Annotated in this window: 15 protein-coding genes; 8 read left to right on the top strand and 7 right to left on the bottom strand. The window is 71.1% G+C overall.

Features of this window, described 5'->3' with window-relative positions; translation table 11 throughout:
* Positions 1–721 precede the first annotated feature (721 nt).
* Positions 722–2,767: an alkaline phosphatase family protein gene (locus LO762_RS29915; RefSeq protein WP_255688072.1), complete on the top strand. Its 2,046-nt coding sequence runs from the start codon at positions 722–724 to the stop codon at positions 2,765–2,767.
* Positions 2,768–2,823: 56 nt separating this feature from the next.
* Here the strand turns inward: LO762_RS29915 and LO762_RS29920 are convergent, their stop codons facing one another.
* Both LO762_RS29920 and LO762_RS29925 read right to left on the bottom strand, forming a co-directional pair.
* Positions 2,824–3,483 carry a TrkA family potassium uptake protein gene (locus tag LO762_RS29920; protein WP_230619496.1) on the bottom strand — a complete coding sequence of 220 codons (660 nt, stop codon included), beginning with the start codon at positions 3,481–3,483 and terminating at the stop codon, positions 2,824–2,826.
* The gene (locus tag LO762_RS29925; protein WP_230619497.1) at positions 3,476–4,807 is read right to left on the bottom strand and encodes a TrkH family potassium uptake protein; all 1,332 of its coding nucleotides are present in this window, start codon (positions 4,805–4,807) and stop codon (positions 3,476–3,478) included. The genes LO762_RS29920 and LO762_RS29925 overlap by 8 nt, the downstream gene beginning before the upstream one ends.
* Before the next feature lie 160 nt (positions 4,808–4,967).
* Between LO762_RS29925 and LO762_RS29930 the strand changes: the two genes are divergently transcribed.
* Positions 4,968–5,825 (top strand): NAD(P)-dependent oxidoreductase, encoded by an 858-nt coding sequence (locus LO762_RS29930; protein ID WP_230619498.1) that lies wholly within the window; start codon positions 4,968–4,970, stop codon positions 5,823–5,825.
* Here the strand turns inward: LO762_RS29930 and LO762_RS29935 are convergent.
* The 4 genes from LO762_RS29935 to LO762_RS29950 form a co-directional block, all read right to left on the bottom strand.
* Positions 5,804–6,451, bottom strand: coding sequence for a DoxX family protein (locus LO762_RS29935; RefSeq protein WP_230619499.1), 648 nt, complete (start codon positions 6,449–6,451; stop codon positions 5,804–5,806). The genes LO762_RS29930 and LO762_RS29935 overlap by 22 nt on opposite strands.
* Before the next feature lie 64 nt (positions 6,452–6,515).
* A complete protein-coding gene (locus LO762_RS29940; protein ID WP_230619500.1) occupies positions 6,516–7,466 on the bottom strand; it encodes an AIM24 family protein in 951 nt (316 codons plus the stop codon).
* Position 7,467: 1 nt separating this feature from the next.
* Positions 7,468–8,118 (bottom strand): AIM24 family protein, encoded by a 651-nt coding sequence (locus LO762_RS29945; protein WP_230619501.1) that lies wholly within the window; start codon positions 8,116–8,118, stop codon positions 7,468–7,470.
* Positions 8,118–8,747, bottom strand: a complete 630-nt coding sequence (locus LO762_RS29950) for an AIM24 family protein (RefSeq protein ID WP_308104835.1) — start codon at positions 8,745–8,747, stop codon at positions 8,118–8,120. The genes LO762_RS29945 and LO762_RS29950 overlap by 1 nt, the downstream gene beginning before the upstream one ends.
* A gap of 153 nt (positions 8,748–8,900) precedes the next feature.
* On the opposite strand from LO762_RS29950, the gene LO762_RS29955 reads away from it, so the two are divergent.
* Together LO762_RS29955 and LO762_RS29960 are read left to right on the top strand one after the other, a co-directional pair.
* Positions 8,901–9,293, top strand: a complete 393-nt coding sequence (locus tag LO762_RS29955; RefSeq protein WP_230619502.1) for an ABC transporter permease — start codon at positions 8,901–8,903, stop codon at positions 9,291–9,293.
* Between the two features lie 117 nt (positions 9,294–9,410).
* Positions 9,411–10,529: an EAL domain-containing protein gene (locus tag LO762_RS29960; RefSeq protein ID WP_230619503.1), complete on the top strand. Its 1,119-nt coding sequence runs from the start codon at positions 9,411–9,413 to the stop codon at positions 10,527–10,529.
* Here LO762_RS29960 and LO762_RS29965 read toward each other — a convergent pair.
* Entirely contained in the window at positions 10,526–11,317 is a 792-nt protein-coding gene (locus LO762_RS29965) for a VOC family protein (RefSeq protein ID WP_230619504.1), read from the bottom strand. The genes LO762_RS29960 and LO762_RS29965 overlap by 4 nt on opposite strands.
* Before the next feature lie 284 nt (positions 11,318–11,601).
* Between LO762_RS29965 and LO762_RS29970 the strand changes: the two genes are divergently transcribed.
* From LO762_RS29970 to LO762_RS29985, 4 genes are all read left to right on the top strand, one after another.
* Entirely contained in the window at positions 11,602–13,200 is a 1,599-nt protein-coding gene (locus LO762_RS29970) for an ABC-F family ATP-binding cassette domain-containing protein (protein ID WP_230619505.1), read from the top strand.
* A 115-nt stretch (positions 13,201–13,315) separates the two neighbouring features.
* Positions 13,316–13,528 (top strand): helix-turn-helix domain-containing protein, encoded by a 213-nt coding sequence (locus tag LO762_RS29975; RefSeq protein WP_308104791.1) that lies wholly within the window; start codon positions 13,316–13,318, stop codon positions 13,526–13,528.
* Positions 13,529–13,703: 175 nt separating this feature from the next.
* Positions 13,704–14,468 carry an enoyl-CoA hydratase/isomerase family protein gene (locus LO762_RS29980; protein ID WP_230619507.1) on the top strand — a complete coding sequence of 255 codons (765 nt, stop codon included), beginning with the start codon at positions 13,704–13,706 and terminating at the stop codon, positions 14,466–14,468.
* Positions 14,469–14,552: 84 nt separating this feature from the next.
* Positions 14,553–16,448, top strand: a complete 1,896-nt coding sequence (locus LO762_RS29985) for an ABC transporter ATP-binding protein (protein ID WP_230619508.1) — start codon at positions 14,553–14,555, stop codon at positions 16,446–16,448.
* Positions 16,449–16,498 lie beyond the last annotated feature (50 nt).

A 16,498-nucleotide genomic window follows, 5' to 3' on the forward strand; every position in this document is an offset into this window, starting at 1 on the left:
CGGCGCGAGCGCGCGGGTGGATCGTTGCGGAGGCGTTGACGCTCTGATCAGCGAGTGACCACACGTGAAAACCATCGTGCCTACGTGGCGCGGTGGCCGCGCTTTCTGAGTGCTCGCCATGCCGGTGCAGTTCCACGTGGCTCGGGTCCGTGTGGCAAGTGAGTACTGCGCTGGTTCTGTGGATGTGGGAACGCATGAGGTTTTCTGTGGGGCTGGGCGGGACTTGCGACAGGGGGCTGTGCGTTCGCATTGAGTGCCGCACTGAGAAAGGCGCCGCCGCGAAGCGGTGACCGAGTGGGGTTGGGGTTGGGGTTGGGGTTGGGGTTGGGGTTGGGGTTGGGGTTGGGGTTGGGGTTGGGGTTGGGGTTGGGGTTGGGGTTGGGGTTGGGGTTGGGGTTGGGGTTGGGGTTGGGGTTGGGGTTGGGTTCGTCCGGTGCGCGAGGAGTGGGAGACCGGCTGACCTGGGGTTCTCGGTGGAGGTGGTGGGGGGCATCGGGGCGGTTGGCTTGTGATGCTGTTGGCTGCCGCTGCCGCTGCCGCTGCCGCTGCCGCTGCCGCTGCCGCTGGCAGTGGGGTGGGTGGGGTGGGTGAACCGGGGGGGGACGTGTATTGACAACTTTGGGGGAGGGGTGTGGGGGTGGGGGGTGGGGGTGGAGACTCGGGGGTGGTGCGGGGCTTCCGTGCCTGGGAGAGTTCTGGATTTGGAGGGATGATGCCGCCGATGCGGGTCGTTGGTGCTGTATCTACAACTGTGCTGGCTGCTTCGTTGGTCGCCGGTCTGGGCGGGGCTGTGCAGGCGGCGCCGGGAGGGGTGGTCAAGACGTTGGTGATTGGGGTGGACGGGGCCTCGTTTGATGCGTTGGCGGGGGCGGAGACGCCGCACCTGGACGCGTTGATGGCGCGGAGCATGGTGGGGACGAGCAACCTGCAGGCGTTGCCGATGGCGGGGACGGTCTCGGGGCCGAGTTGGTCGACGATCGCCACGGGGGTGTGGCCTGACAAGCACCGGGTCACCGACAACGCCTTCGGCTCGCCGAACTACGGGGAGTACCCCGACTACCTGACGCGGGTGGAGGCGGCGAAGCCGGAGCGGTCGACGGCAGCCGTCGGGACGTGGGGGCCGATCGTCACGACGATCTTTGGTCCGGCGGTGGACTCGCGGGTCGCGGGCGGCTCCGGGTCGGACGCGGCGACGACGGCCAACGCGGTCGCCGCGATCGCCGGTGGCGCGGACGACGTGTTCGTGCACCTCGACGAGGTGGACGGGGCCGGGCACAGCGTCGGCACGAACGGCGCCGCCTACCGGACCGCGCTCAGGGTCGCCGACGGCCGTATCGGCACGATCCTGGCGGCCGTGGACGCCAGGCCCGACACCGAGGAGTGGCTCGTCGTCGTCACCAGCGACCACGGGCACACCCCGACCGGCGGGCACGGCGGCAACAGCATCGCCGAACGCAAGGTGTTCGTGATCGCGTCCGGCGCGGGCATCGCGCCGGGCACTCGGCACGACGTGAAGATCTCCGACATCGCCCCGACCGTCCTGGACGCCGTCGGCATCCCGGTCGACCCGGCCTGGAAGCTCGACGGCGCGCCGATCAGCTCGCTGCGGCCGGACGCGTTCGACGCGCTGCGCCCGTCGCTGCGCACCCGCGTCGACGAGACCGGCATCGGCGCGAACGTGCTCGGCTGGACGCGCACCGCCCCCGAGGGCTGGTCGATCGACAACTCGCGGATGCCCTCGGGCGGCGTGACGGAGTGGGCGGGCTGGTCGTTCACCACCGACGAGTTCTGGACCCAGGCCGAGCGCAACCAGGGCCGCGAGACGAACGTGCGGGCACGCGACGTGTTCGCCGTCGCCGACTCCGACGAGTGGGACGACAGAAGCCACGGCGCCGGACAGTTCGACTCCACCCTGGTGAGCCCGGCCTACCCGCTCACCGGCGCGGCCACCGCGACGCTCGTCTACGCGACGCGGTACGCGATCGACGGCCCGCAGTCGGCCGAGGTCGCGGTGAGCTTCGACGGCGGCGCGCCCCGGGTGCTGAAGAACTACACGGCGCCCGCCAACACGATCGAGCGCCTCGCGTTCGACGTCCCCGAGGGCGCCGGGACGGCCCAGTTCCGCTTCCGCTACACCGGGACGAACAGCGCGTTCTGGACGGTCGACCAGGTCGTCCTGGAGCAGGCGGCGCCGCCCGCGCCCGCCGACACCGTGAAGCCGCGCGCCACCCTCGTCGCGCCGACCACGGCCGGCCCGTTCCGGGCCCTGACGGTGAAGGTGGACGCGTCCGACGAGACGGGCCTGCGCCGTATCGTGGCCAACATCTACAAGGACGGCACCCTGGTCAAGAGCACCCAGACCGCCGTCAACGGCGCGAAGTCCGGCACGCACGAGGCGACGGTGACGCTGCCCGAGGGCTCCTACACGGTCAAGTACAACGCGCAGGACCTCGCGGGCAACATCGCCCCGACCGGCACCGCCGCCTTCACGATCGACACGACGGCCCCGACCGCGACGGTCAAGGAGGGCGCCACCTACACCGTCGGCGACGCGACCGGCTACGACCTCGTCAGCTTCAAACTCCACGACGCCGGAAAGATCGACAGGGTCGTCCTCAACGGCAAGGTCAAGGACCTGACCGACAACGCCTGGTCCGACCTGAACTTTGTGAAGCCTGGCGTTTTCGGCGCCGTCCAGGGCGTCAACACCCTCGTCGTCCACGACGTCGCAGGCAACACCCGCACCATCACCTTCACCCTCAACTGACACCCCACCCCGGCCGGAAGCCCGTCCCCTCAGGGGTCGGGCTTCCGCCGCGTCCGCTACAGGTCGGTGAAGCGTTCTACCTTGTTGGTGGGGCCCGCGACGAGGATGAGGTCGTCGTACTGGAGGACGGTCTCTTCGGTGGCGTAGGTGTACTGCTCGCCCTTGGGTTTGACGCTGACGATGGTGACGCCGTGTTTGCGGCGGAGGTTGGTCTCGCCGAGGGGGACGCCGACGACCTCGCGCGGGGGGCGGGTCTTGGCCAGCACGTAGTTCTCGTCGATCTGGACGTAGTCGAGCATCCGGCCGCTCACGAGGTGCGCGACCCGCTCGCCCATGTCGTGTTCGGGGAGGACGACGTGGTTCGCCCCGATCCGCTCAAGGATGCGGCCGTGCTGGCGGCTGATGGCTTTCGCCCAGATGTTCTCCACGCCCAGTTCGACCAGCAGCGACGTCGTCAGGATGCTCGCCTCGATGTCGCTGCCGATCGCGACGACGGCACGGTAGAAGTCGGGCACGCCGAGCTGTTTGAGGGCCTGCAGGTCGGTGGAGTCGGCGGTGACGATCTGGGTCAGCTCCCCGGCGAGCGACTGCACCACCTTGGACCGGTGGTCGATGGCCAGCACCTCGGTGCCGAGCCGGGTCAGCTCCAGCGCGATGGAGCTGCCGAACCGGCCGAGGCCGATGACCACGACGGGCAGGTTGTCTTTCTCAGCCAACGATCGGTCGCTCCTCGGGTAGTTCGTACAGTCTTGTCCGTTCCCGCAGGGCGAGCGCGGTGAACAGCGTCACCGGGCCGACGCGGCCGATGAACATGAGGAAGATGATGATGAGCTGCCCGGCCGCGGGCAGGCTCGACGTGATCCCGGTGGACAGCCCGACCGTCGCGAACGCCGAGATCACCTCGAACAGCACCTGGTCGAGGGTGTGCGGCACGATCACGAGCAGCGTGAACGTCGCCGTCGCGACGACGCCGACGCCGATCAGCGCGATGGTGAGCGCCTGCCGCTGGGTGTCCTGCGGGATCCTGCGGTTGCCGACGTTGACGCTGGTGTCGCCGCGCAGTTCGGCGAGCAGCACGAACGCGAGCAGCCCGAACGTGGTGACCTTGATGCCGCCGCCGGTGCCCGCGCTGCCCGCGCCGACGAACATGAGGATGTCGGTGGCGAGCCAGCTCTCCGGCCGCATCGCGGCGATGTCGATGCTGTTGAACCCGCCCGAGCGCGGCATGACGCCGGCGAAGAACCCGGCGAGGAGTTTCCCGCCGCCTTCGAGTGCGCCGAGGGTGCGCGGGTTGTCCCATTCGAACACGGTGAAGACGGCTGTCGCGCCGGTCAGCAGCAGCGCCGTCATCCCGACGGTGATCTTGGTGAGGACGGACCAGCGCGCGGGCCGCCGCCAGGAACGTGCCAATTCGAACACGACGGGGAAGCCGAGTCCGCCTACGATGACGCCGAAGCACAGCGGTAGGCAGATCCACGGATCGGACGCGAACCGCACGACGCCGTCGGGCCACAGCGCGATCCCGCCGTTGTTGAACGCCGCCACCGCGTGGAACACGCCGAGGTAGGCGCCGGACCCGGCCCCGTACCCGTAGGTGAGGACGAACCTCAGGCCCAGGATCGTCGCCAGCACCGCCTCCGTCGCGAGGCTGAAGATGACGACGTTGCGGATGACGCGCCTCAGGTCGCTGCCGGTGAGCGTCTTGTTCTCGGTGGCGGCCAGGAGACGCGCGCGCAGCCCCAGACGGCCCGACAGCAGGAGCGCGAAGAGTGTGGCGAGCGTCATGATGCCGAGGCCGCCGGTCTGGATGAGCAGCATGATGACGACCTCGCCGAACACCGACCAGTGCGTGTCGGTGCCGACGACGGCCAGGCCGGTCAGGCAGATCGACGAGGTGGCCGTGAACAAGGCCGTGAGCAGCCCCGCGCCCTCGCCGTCCGCCGACGCCACGGGGAGCGCGAGCAGCCCGGTGCCCACCGCGACCGCGGCGCCGAAGCCACCGACGATCACCTGGGTCGGGTGGCGGAACCCTCTGCGCATCACGCTCCCTGGACGTGCGCCTCTCCCGGCGACCGACGGTACCAACATCCGGGACCCGCCCCGTGGTCGGCGTGGGCGGACGGTCCCGCCCGCCTTCCGGGGATTTGGAGGGCGGTGACCGGGGAAGGGGGAAAAATGACCTTGAGTGAGGGGCGGGGACATGGACGTTGCGGTGCTGGGAACCGGGATCATGGGCGAACCGATCGCCAGGAACCTGCTCAAAGCCGGGCACCGGGTCCGCGTCTGGAACCGGACCAAGGAGAAGGCCGAGGCGCTCGCCAGAGAGGGCGCCTACGCGGCGCCCACCCCGCCGGAGGCCGTCGCGGGCGCCGAGATCGTCATGACCGTCCTGTTCGACGGCGACGCGGCCCTCGACGTCATGCGGCAGGCCGCGCCGGGGCTGCGTCCCGGCGCGCTGTGGGTGCAGTCGTCGACGGCCTCGCCGGACGACGTGGACCTGCTCGCCGGGTTCGCGAACGACAACGGGCTCGTGTACGTGGACGCGCCCCTGCTGGGCACCAGGGCCCCCGCGGAGGCGGGCCAGCTCACCATCCTGGCCGCCGCCCCCGACAGCGTCTGGGGCACGCTCAAGCCCGTCTTCGACGCCATCGGCGCGCAGACCGTCTGGATGGAGGCGGATCCGGGCGAGGCGACCCGGCTGAAGCTCGTCGTGAACAGCTGGGTCCTCGCGGTGAACAACGCGGTCGGCGAGACCCTCGCGCTCGCCAAGGCCCTCGACGTCGATCCCGGCCAGTTCCTCGACGCGATCGCCGGGGGCGGCCTGGACATGGGCTACCTGCGGTTGAAGGCCGACGTCATCCGCTCGGGCTCCTTCACCCCGCCGTCCTTCACGGTGGACACCGCCGCCAAGGACGCCCGTCTCATCGTGCACGAGGCCGAGCAGGCGGGTGTCCGGCTCGACCTCGCGCAGGCGGGCCTGGAACGGCTGCGCCGCGCCGCCGAGCAGGGCCACGGCGGCGAGGACATGGCCGCGTCCTACTTCGCGTCCTTCTCCTGACGGGTCCGCCGCGCGCGGCCTCGGGCGACGACCACGTCGCCGGGGGCGGCTTCGGGGGCCGTGACGCCGTCGGGCACCGTCGCCTCGGGCGTGAAGCGGTCGGCCGGGTCGGGGCCGGTGTGCCCTTCGACCTCGGGGGCCGGTTCGCGGGCGGCGGGCAGATAGGGCGGGGCGCCGCCGTCGTCGTCTGGCGGGAGGAAGTCCCTCAGCTCCTCGCCGCGTGTCCGGCGCACCCGCAGGGCGTGGTCGAGGGTGAGGTTCCCGCCGCCGCCCGCCGCGAACAGCAGGCTCGCCATGCCGAGCACGATGACGAGCTCGAACCCCTCCGGCGCCGTCAGCCCCTCGGTGACGTGCACGAACGCGAACGCGCCGGCCATGTCGAGGAACAGGACGGTGCCGGCGACCGGCAGCCCCAGCCCGGCGATGAGGGCGACCCCGCCCAGCAGCTCGGCGAAGGTCGCGTAGACGGCGGCGGCCTTGGCCAGCGGCACGCCCAGCGCGGCGAACTCGACGGCGGTCGCGGTGATGCCGTCCTCGATCTTCAGCCAGCCGTGCGCGACAAAAACGACGCCCACGGCGGTGCGGGCGAGCAGGGCTGCGGTGTCGAACAGGCGACTGCGCTGCATATGCCCGTGTCCTTCCGAATTGGTCGGTGTAGGTACCGATCCTCCGAGAAAAGACACGGGATGGTCAATCGTCGTGCCGCTCCGCCGCGAGCCGCTGCCCGATGACCTGGTGCAGCCGCTGCAGGCCGCCCACACCGAGCATCCCGATCTGGGACTCCAACTCGCGCACCTGCGCCGAGGAGTCCGCGACCTTCTCCGACGACTGCATCAGCACGGTGCCCGCGCCGGTGAACTCGAACTGGTGCTCCTCGCCCGACGACGGCCCGATGCCGAAGAGGGCGCGCGCGTTGCCCAGCACACCCCGGACGGCGCCGTGGTCGTAGTGGTGGCACGGCGACGGCACGTCGGCCCAGCCCAGCACCGCCTGCGGGTCCAACCGGATCGGCGGCTCCACGAAGTGCACGGGGCCGTTCGAGGCGGCGATGAACTTGCCCGTCCCGATGAGGGTGAGGAAGCCCGGGATGATCGACTGCTTCAGGCTGAGGTTCGGGTCGAACGCCAGCAGGTTCGTCGCCCGGACGGTGAGGTTGCCGTCCTCCAGGTCGTAGGAGTTCAGGTCGTAGCCGCGGTCGCCGAGTAGGAGCTTGCCCTGGCCCTCGGCCACCACCCAGTCGTGCGCGTAGAGCGGCGAGTGGAAGTGGCCCGCCACGAGCGCGTCCAGGGGACCCGCCGACAGCGCCTCGAACCGGATCTGCCCGTAGTAGGCGATCATCTTGCCCTTCTGGATGAACCAGCGGCCGTTCAGGTTCACCGAGAAGGCGTACGGGTTGACGTTGTCGTCGTTCGGCAGCGTCGCGGCGTTGTACGTCGCGATCGGAGGCGGAGCGTCATAGGCGGCCTGCTGCGGGACGGCACCGGGCGGCGGGTAGCCGGGCTGCGGAGGGTAAGGCTGCTGGGGCTGCCCGTAAGGCGGCGGCGGAGCCTGCCCGTACCCGGGCTGGCCATACCCCGGCTGGCCGTAGGGCGGCTGCTGGCCATAGGGGTCGTACGGGGGCTGCTGAGGCGGGTAGCCCATGTCAGATCTTCCTCTCGCTGGCCTGGACGTACACCACGCCCTGGCCGGACAGCTCAAGCTGGAATCCCTCGCCGGAGCCGCGGCCGATGAGGTCGCGCAGCCCCACCGCCGTCTTCAGCCGGTTCTGGATCTGGCCCCGGTGCGCCACGTACGCCTGCGGATCGACGTAGACGGGACGTCCCGGCTGGACCGGGAGCTGGATCACCCCGCCGTGCGACAGCAGCGCCAGCGAGCCGTGGCCCGTCAGCGTCGTGGTGAACAGGCCCTGGCCCGTCACCTGGCCCCGGATGACGCCCGACAGGCCGCCCTGCTCGCCGAGGAACATCGTGCCGCGCTGGAGCGACGCGTCGTGCACCAGCAGCCGGTCCGCCTCGACGTACAGGACGTCGCCCTGCAACTCCACGATCTCCACGTACAGGCCGCGGTGGCCGAACATGACGCTGCCCTGGCCCGTCACGTGCATCATGCCGACGTTCTCGCCCGCCATCGCGCGGCCGAACGTCGCGCCCAGGCCCGCCCCGGCCGTCGTCGTGCCGGTGAAGGTGACCGCGCCGACGTACCCGAGCATGGCGCCGCGCTTGGAGTACAGCTCGCCGCCCGGCCCGACCGGCACCTGGATCATCTTCTTGTTGACCGCGCTGTAGCCGGGCATCAGACCTCCGCCGCGAAGCCGCCGCCGCGCTCGGCGGGCTGGATGTAGACCAGGCCGTGGCCGGTGAACCTGAGCTGGAAGCTCTCGCCCGTGCCCTGGCCGAGCACCGTCCGCCAGTTCACGTCGGTGACGAAGTCCTGCTGGAGCTGGCCCCGGTGCGCGACGTAAGCCTGTGGGTCCACCTGGAGCGGCTGCCCCTGCGTCACCTCCAGGGCGATCGCGGGCCCGTCCGAGAGGATCGCGACGGTCCCGTGCCCCTCCACCTTGGTGGTGGCCAGGCCCTGCCCCGTGCTCATCCCGCGCAGCCCGGTGAACTGGACGCCGGTCTGCAACTGGCCGTCCAGGGCGAGGAGGCTGTCGGACTCGACGAGCAGCGTGTCGCCCTGCAACGGCACAAGGTTGATCTCGGTCGCCTCGTGCGCCAGGTACACCGTCCCCTGGCCCGTGATCTCCATCAGGGTGATCGACTCGCCGGCGACCCTGCGGCGCACCGCGCCCATGAGCCCTTCGCCGCCCGTCATCCCCTGACGTTTGAACGTCATCTGGCCCTCGTAGGCCACCATCGACCCGTTGAGAGCCCTGATGGTCTCTCCACGAAGGTCCACGGCCACCATGCTCGAGCCGTTCATCCGAAACTGCGCCACGCCAGCACCCTAACCACCCCACCCCACCCCTCGCACCACCTCGTGTTCTCGGGGAGGGGCGGAGGGGTCGGTGGATCTTGGGCGACAGGCGTTGGGAAGATCTGGGCGTCGGGGGGTTGGGTGGGGGAGGATGGGGGCATGTGGCTTGCTCCGGAACGCCGTGGTCGGCAGGGATGGGTGGTACCGGTCTTCGCGATGCTCGCGGGGGTGGGGGTGGCGGGGCTGCTCGTGTACCGGGAGGAGGCCGTCGCCGGGTTGATAGCGGGGGCCGTGCTCCTGGGGTACGGGATCCAGCTCGCCTACAGGCGGGACGAGCGGGGGCTCGCCGTGAGCGAGTCGTTCGGGCGGGGGCGCAGCGGGCGGAGCCATCTGCGCGCCGCCGCGATGACGGGGGACGTGCTCGTGGCGGGCCTCGTCGCCGCCGTCGTCGTCCAGGCGCTGCGAGGCGCCGAGCTGGGGCCGCTGCCCTACCTGGCGGCCGTGGCGGGGCTCACCTACATCGTCTCGATAGTGGTCGCCGGCGACTTCTAGTGCCCGGCCGCGCGTCCAGCGTGACGTGCGTCGCTGGTTCAGCGAAATCTGGGTGAACGTCGGCGCTGGACTGTGGATCGGTCCGGGACTCGGCGGGATGATGCCGATGTGGCTGTTATGGACACCCTGCTCCCGGCCGGAGTGGCCGGCGGTGCGCTCTTCCAGCCCGTTGTCGATCTCGACTCGGGCTCCGTCGTGGCGGTGACGGCGCATGCCGGACCGCCCGTTCCGGCTGAGGTGAGTTCCGATCCGGCGGGGGAGGACGTGCGCAAGGCCCTGGAGGGGGCGCGGGCGCTGTCCGGGGTGACCCTGCCGCTGCGGATCACGATCAGAGCCGAGACACTCGCGCTCGGCCGGGGTCCGCTGACCCGGCTCCACCACGGGCTGCACGAGGCGGGACGCCATCCGCGCGACGTCATCGTGTGCGTCGCGGGCGGCTTCCCGCCGGCCGTGCGGGCCTCGGTGGCGGCGGGCGTCGCCGACCTCAGGCACGCGGGCTACCCGGTGGCGTACGGCGGCCTGGGCGCCGCGCACGCCCCCCTCGACCTGCTCATCGACGGCACGCCGTCGATGGTCGAGCTGGACCGCGACCTCGCCCGCCGGGCCGTCGCCGACCCGCGCCGGGCCGCGCTGGTCGAGGGCCTGGTGACGGTCGCGCACCGGATGGGCACGCGGGTGCTGGCGCCCGGCGTGCAGACCGAGGAGCAGCTCATCAAGCTGCGCGCCCTCGGCGTCCGCCTGGTGCAGGGCCCCCTGCTGACGCCGCCCGACTGGCGTCCCGGGCAGCCGGTGACGGTCCCGGTGCCGGTCGCGCGGGACGACCATCCCGGTACGGCCGACCTGGGGCCGCGCGTCTCGGAGTTCACCCTCCCGGCCGTCACGCTGCCGGAGGGGGCGAGCGCCGGGGATGTGCTGGAGGCGCTGCACGGGGCGGACGGCACGAGCAGCATCGTCCTGGTGGACGCCAGGAACCGGCCGCGCGCGACCGTCAACAGGTCGAGGTTCCTGCTGACGCTGTCGGGGCCGTTCGGGCACGCCCTGCACGCGTCCAAGCCCGCGTTCCGGCTCGCCGACCAGCCTCGGCTGGTGCCCAAGACCGTCCCGGCCGTCGCCGCCCTGCGCGCCGCCGGACGGGACGAGGAGCGCGTCTACGACGACCTTGTCGTGACCGACGAGATAGGCCGCTGCCAGGGCATCGTCCGGGTGGCCGACCTCATCCGGGCCCTGTCCCGCTAGCCGCCGGGCTGGTCTTCGAAGGCGGGCACCGCCATCGCGGCGAACTCGGCGCCGAACGGGTCGGTGAGCACGGCGAAGCGGCCGAACGGCGAGTCCACGGGCGGCTGCACGACGAGCCCGCCCCGCGCCGTCGTCGCCGCGACGGCCTCCTCGGCGCTCTCGACGCCGAAGTACACCTTCCAGGCGGCGTTCCCGCCCTGCACGGCGTTCAGCCGCGTCCTGGGCACCCCGAAGATCCCGCAGACGGGACGCTCGTCTATCCGCAGCGTCAGGTAGTCCACGCCGGGCTGGAGCGGCGCCGCCCCGAGGCCCAGGACCGTCCCGTAGAAGTCGGCGGCGGCGCGGGTGTCGGCCGTCACGAGCTCGTTCCAGACGAACCCGCCGGGCTCGTCCACCACCTCGGCCCCGACGTGGCCCGCGCCCGACCAGAGCCCGAACTCGGCGCCCTGCGGGTCGGTCAGCACCGCCATCCGGCCCAGCTCCCCCGCCTCGTCGGCGGGCATGACGACCTCCGCCCCGGCCTTGACGGCCCGCTCGGCGGCCGCGTCGCAGTCGTCCACCGCGAAGTACAGGCCCCAGGAGGCGCGGCCCTCAGCGTCGCCCTGGATGCCCGCGGCGGCCAGGCCCCGGCGCTGGGCGACGACGTAGTGCCCGTACTCCGCGCCCGCCACCTCGTACTCCCAGCCGAACAGCGGCGCGTAGAACTCCCGCGCGGCCTGCGCGTCCGGGGCCGACAGGTTCATCCAGCACGGCGTTCCCTGGGCCACAGGGCCGGTGATCTCGGGCATCGTCGCCCCTCTCGTGTGTGCGGTCGCGGCGGAGGCCGTGAGCCGGGTCACGGTGGCACGGCGCGGCGCGGCGGGCTGTCGTGACCCATCATGGAGCTTCGCCGCCCCAAGACCGGCGAAACCCCGCTTTCCGCGCGTCGGAGCGGCGCCCGAGCGGCGTCGGGTGTGGGCGGAAAGCGTTCGCTGCCCGTAACGGCCGCCACGTAGACTGTGGCGGCTCCCTGTGCCTCCGCCGAGGGCGTCGAGCGGAGCCGACCAGCACACCCCGGGGAGATTCCAGTACCGTGATCATCGCCAAGGACATCGAGCTGCGCGCGGGCGCCCGCCTGCTCATCGAGAACGCGACGTTCCGCGTCAATCCGGGCGACAGGGTGGGGTTCGTCGGCCGCAACGGCGCGGGCAAGACGACGCTCACCAAGGTCCTCTCGGGCGAGGCGCTGCCCGCCGCCGGTGAGGTGACGCGCTCGGGCACGCTCGGCTACCTCCCGCAGGACCCCCGCAGCGGCGATCTCGAAGTGCTCGCCCGCGACCGCATCCTCGCCGCCCGTGGCCTGGACGAGGTGTTCCGCCAACTCCGCGCCGCCGAGGAGGCGATGGCGACGCAGACCGGGGCGGCCCGCGACAAGGCGGTCCGCCGCTACGGCAGGGCCGAGGACCGCCTGCACGTCCTGGGCGGCTACGCGGCCGAGTCGGAGGCCGCCGCGATCGCCTCCAGCCTGGGCCTGCCCGACCGGGTGCTGGGCCAGCCGCTGCGCACCCTGTCCGGCGGCCAGCGGCGCCGGGTGGAGCTGGCCAGGATCCTGTTCTCCAACGCCGACACGCTGCTCCTGGACGAGCCCACCAACCACCTGGACGCCGACTCGATCGTCTGGCTGCGCGACTTCCTGCGCGGCCACCAGGGCGGCCTGGTGATCATCAGCCACGACGTGGGCCTCCTGGAGGCGGTGGTGAACCGGGTCTTCCACCTGGACGCCAACCGCGCCGTGATCGACATGTACAACGTCGGCTGGAAGAAGTACCTGGACACCCGCGAGGCGGACGAGAAGCGGCGCAAGCGCGAGTTCGCGAACGCGGCACGGCAGGCGACCCACCTCCAGACGCAGGCCGACAAGATGCGCGCGAAGGCGACCAAGGCCAAGGCGGCGCAGCAGATGCTGAAGCGCGCCGACCGGCTCATGTCGGGCGTCGAGGGGGAGCGGCAGTCCGACCGGGTGGCCAAGCTCCGCTTCCCGGAACCGGCTCCCTGTGGCAAAACCCCCCTCGCCGCGGACGGTTTGTCTAAATCGTACGGATCTTTGGAGATCTTCACAGATGTCGGGCTCGCCATCGACAGGGGCAGCCGGGTCGTCGTGCTTGGACTGAACGGAGCGGGGAAAACGACGCTGCTGCGTCTCCTCGCGGGCGTTGAAAAGCCCGATACGGGAAGTGTTGTCGCGGGTCATGGACTTCGTCTGGGTTACTACGCCCAGGAGCACGAAACTCTCGACCACGACCGTTCCGTGCTGGAGAACATGAAGTCCGCGGCGCCCGATCTGCCGGAGGTCGAGTCGCGCAAGATCCTGGGTTCGTTCCTGTTCACCGGCGACGACGTGGACAAGCCCGCGGGCGTCCTGTCCGGCGGTGAGAAGACCAGGCTGGCGCTGGCCACACTGGTCGTGTCCAGGGCCAACGTGCTGCTCCTGGACGAGCCCACGAACAACCTCGATCCGGCCAGCAGGGAAGAGATCCTCGGCGCCATCAACACCTTCACCGGGTCGATCGTGATGGTGACCCACGACGAAGGCGCGGTGACCGCCCTCCAACCGGAACGCGTGATTTTGCTCCCCGATGGTGTCGAAGACATCTGGAGTGACGAATTCGCCGATCTGGTGGCCCTGGCTTGACCGTCTCAGCAAGGAGGCAGATCTTTTCTGGCCTAGCGGGTAGCCGAAGCGGCGAAGATGTCTGATCATGGGGGCAGATAACGCAGCGGTCACCACATCACTACGGGAGGTACTCGTGGCAGAAACCCTGAAGAAGGGCACCCGCGTGACCGGTGCCGAGCGCGACAGGCTCGCCGGCGAACTCAAGCAGAGGTACGACGCAGGCGAGAGCATCCGCGCCCTGGCAGCCGCCACCGGCCGTTCCTACGGATTCATCCACCGGATACTCACGGAGTCGGGAGTGAACCTGCGGGGACGGGGCGGCGCCACCCGCGGCAAGAAGGGCTGACCAGGCCGGGCCGCGCGTACCCGCGCCCGAGGTCCCGGCAGGCCCGCCACATACCGTGCCCGATACTTCCGAGTAACATTCGGTTCGGTCGCGGTGGCGGGCCCGGGGGTCCGCGTTCCGCGCCTTGGCGCGCCCACCCGACAGGCGGGAGGGCGCCTCGTGGAGGAGGCGTGTGATGACGGATCTGGAGAAGGCCGGGCTTCGGCTCGAGTACAACCATGACGGCGCGGTGGCGGAGATCGCCCTGAACCGTCCGGAGCGGCGCAACGCGCAGTCTCCGGCCCTGTGGGCGGGCCTGGCCTCCCTGGGCCGGGAACTGCCCGAGACGGTCCGGGTGGTGGTCCTGAAGGGCGAGGGGCCGTCGTTCTCGGCGGGCCTGGACGTCAGGGCCTTCACCCCCGAGGGCATCCCGGGCGAGGGCCCGGCGCTGCCGCGGGGGATCGCGCGCCCCGAGCTGGTCGAGCTGATCGCCGTCTACCAGGAGGGCTTCCGCTGGCTGCGGGACCCGCGCTTCACCACGATCGCCGCCGTGCACGGCCACGCGATCGGCGCGGGCTTCCAGCTCGCCCTGTCCTGCGACCTGCGGATCGCGGCGGAGGACGTCCGGTTCTGCATGAAGGAGCCCGCGCTCGGCCTCGTCCCGGACCTGACCGGGACCAAGCCCCTCGTGGACATCGTGGGCCTGCCGCGCGCGCTGGAGATCTGCCTGACCGCCCGCAACATCGGCGCCGAGGAGGCCCGTGAACTCGGCCTCGTCGAGCGGGTCGCCAAGAGCGGGGAGCTGGACGACGCGGTGAACGAGCTGGTCACGTCGCTGCTCGCGGTGGACGCCGGGGCGGCCCGCGCCACCAAGGCGCTGCTCCAGCAGGCCCCCGCGAACTCCCTGGACGAGCAGTGCGCGGCCGAGCGCGTGGCGCAGTCGTTCCGTCTCGTACCGTGACCCCGATGGCGGCACACCAGGAATAACGGGCAAGATCGACTCCTTGCACCTGGAGGTGCAGTCCAGTTCGAGGAGTTGACGCCCATGGGCATGCCGGGCAACGGTTTCGCCACCATGCGGTCCTATCGCAGGGACTCGTCGGTGAAGCGCGAACGGCTCAGGCCCGGCACGGTCCGCCGCATCGTGGGCTACGGCCGCCCCTACAAGCGGGACATCGCCTGGTTCCTCGGTCTGAACGCCCTGTCCGCCGTCATCGTGGTGGCCGGACCGCTGATCATCCAGCAGATCATCGACAAGGGTGTGGTGCCGGGGAACCTCGCCGTCGTCGTCTGGCTGGCCGTCGCCCTCGCCGGGCTGGCGCTGGCGGACGCCGTCCTGTCGCTCGCGCAGCGCTGGTTCTCCGCCCGGGTGGGGGAGGGCCTGATCTACGACCTGCGCACCCAGGTCTTCGACCACGTGCAGCGGATGCCCGTCGCGTTCTTCGTGCGGGCCCAGACGGGCGCGCTGGTGTCCCGGCTGAACAACGACGTGATCGGGGCCCAGCGCGCGCTGACGACCACCCTGTCCTCGGTGGTGTCGAACGTCATCAGCCTTGCGCTCGTGCTCGTCGCGATGCTCTATCTGTCGTGGCCGATCACCTTGATAGCGCTGCTGCTCCTTCCGGTGTTCGTGATCCCGGCCAGGGTGATCGGACGGCGGTTGCAGAAGATCAGCCGCGAGCAGATGGTGCTGGACGCCGAGATGGGCTCGCTCATGACCGAGCGGTTCAACGTGGCGGGCGCGGTGCTCGCCAAGCTCTACGGCCGCCCCGACGAGGAGTCGTTGGGCTTCTCCCGCAAGGCGGGCCGGGTCCGTGACGTCGGTGTGCTGTCCGCGATGTACGGGCGGGTGATCTTCACAGCGCTCATCCTCGTCGCCGCGCTGGCCACCGCCGCGATCTACGGGGTGGGCGGCGCGCTCGCGGTGGACGGGGCGATGCAGATCGGCACGCTGGTGGCGCTCGCCGCGCTGCTCAACCGGATGTACGGGCCGCTCACCGCGCTGTCCAACGTCCAGGTCGACGTGATGACGGCGCTGGTCAGCTTCGACAGGGTCTTTGAGGTGCTCGACCTGGAGCCCATGGTCAGGGAGCGCGAGGGCGCCGTCGCGTACGTGCCCGAGGGCGCTCCGGAGATCACCTTCGCCGGGGTCACGTTCCGGTACCCGTCGGCCGAGGAGGTGTCGCTGGCGTCGCTGGAGTCGATCGCCAGGAGCGACACCACGCCGGGCCGCGAGGTGCTGCACGACGTGTCGTTCACCGCCCCGCCCGGCCGGATGGTCGCGCTGGTCGGGCACTCCGGGGCGGGCAAGAGCACGATCACCCAGCTCGTCTCCCGGCTGTACGACGTCACCGAGGGGGCGGTGCGGATCGACGGGCACGACGTCCGCGACCTGACGCTGGCCTCGCTGGCGGACACCGTGGGGGTGGTCACCCAGGAGGCCCACCTGTTCCACGCGACGATAAGGGAGAACCTGGCCTACGCCCGTCCCGGCGTCACCGACGAGGAGATCTGGACGGCGCTGGGCGACGCGCAGATCCGCGATCTGGTGGCGGACATGCCGGACGGCCTGGACACCGTGGTCGGCGACCGGGGCCACCGCCTGTCGGGCGGCGAGAAGCAGCGGATGGCGATCGCCCGTCTCCTGCTGAAGGCCCCTGCGGTCGTCGTCCTGGACGAGGCCACCGCGCATCTGGACTCCGAGTCCGAGGTCGCCGTGCAGAAGGCGCTGCGCACCGCGCTCGTGGGACGGACGTCGCTGGTGATCGCGCACCGGCTCTCCACGATCCGGGAGGCCGACCTGATCCTCGTGGTCGGCGACGGCGGGATCGTGGAGCGCGGCGGGCACGACGAACTCCTCGCCCGGGGCGGCGTGTACGCGGAGCTGTACCGCACCCAGTTCGCCCCGCAGGAGGAGCCTTCGGACGCTCCGCTAGGATGATGACACTGTGCTCTCGGTCACTGACTGAGGGCGACCGTGCCGACCGGTCC

The sequence above is a fragment of the Actinocorallia sp. API 0066 genome, assembly GCF_020991275.1.
In the GTDB taxonomy this organism is placed as follows: Bacteria; Actinomycetota; Actinomycetes; order Streptosporangiales; family Streptosporangiaceae; genus Actinocorallia.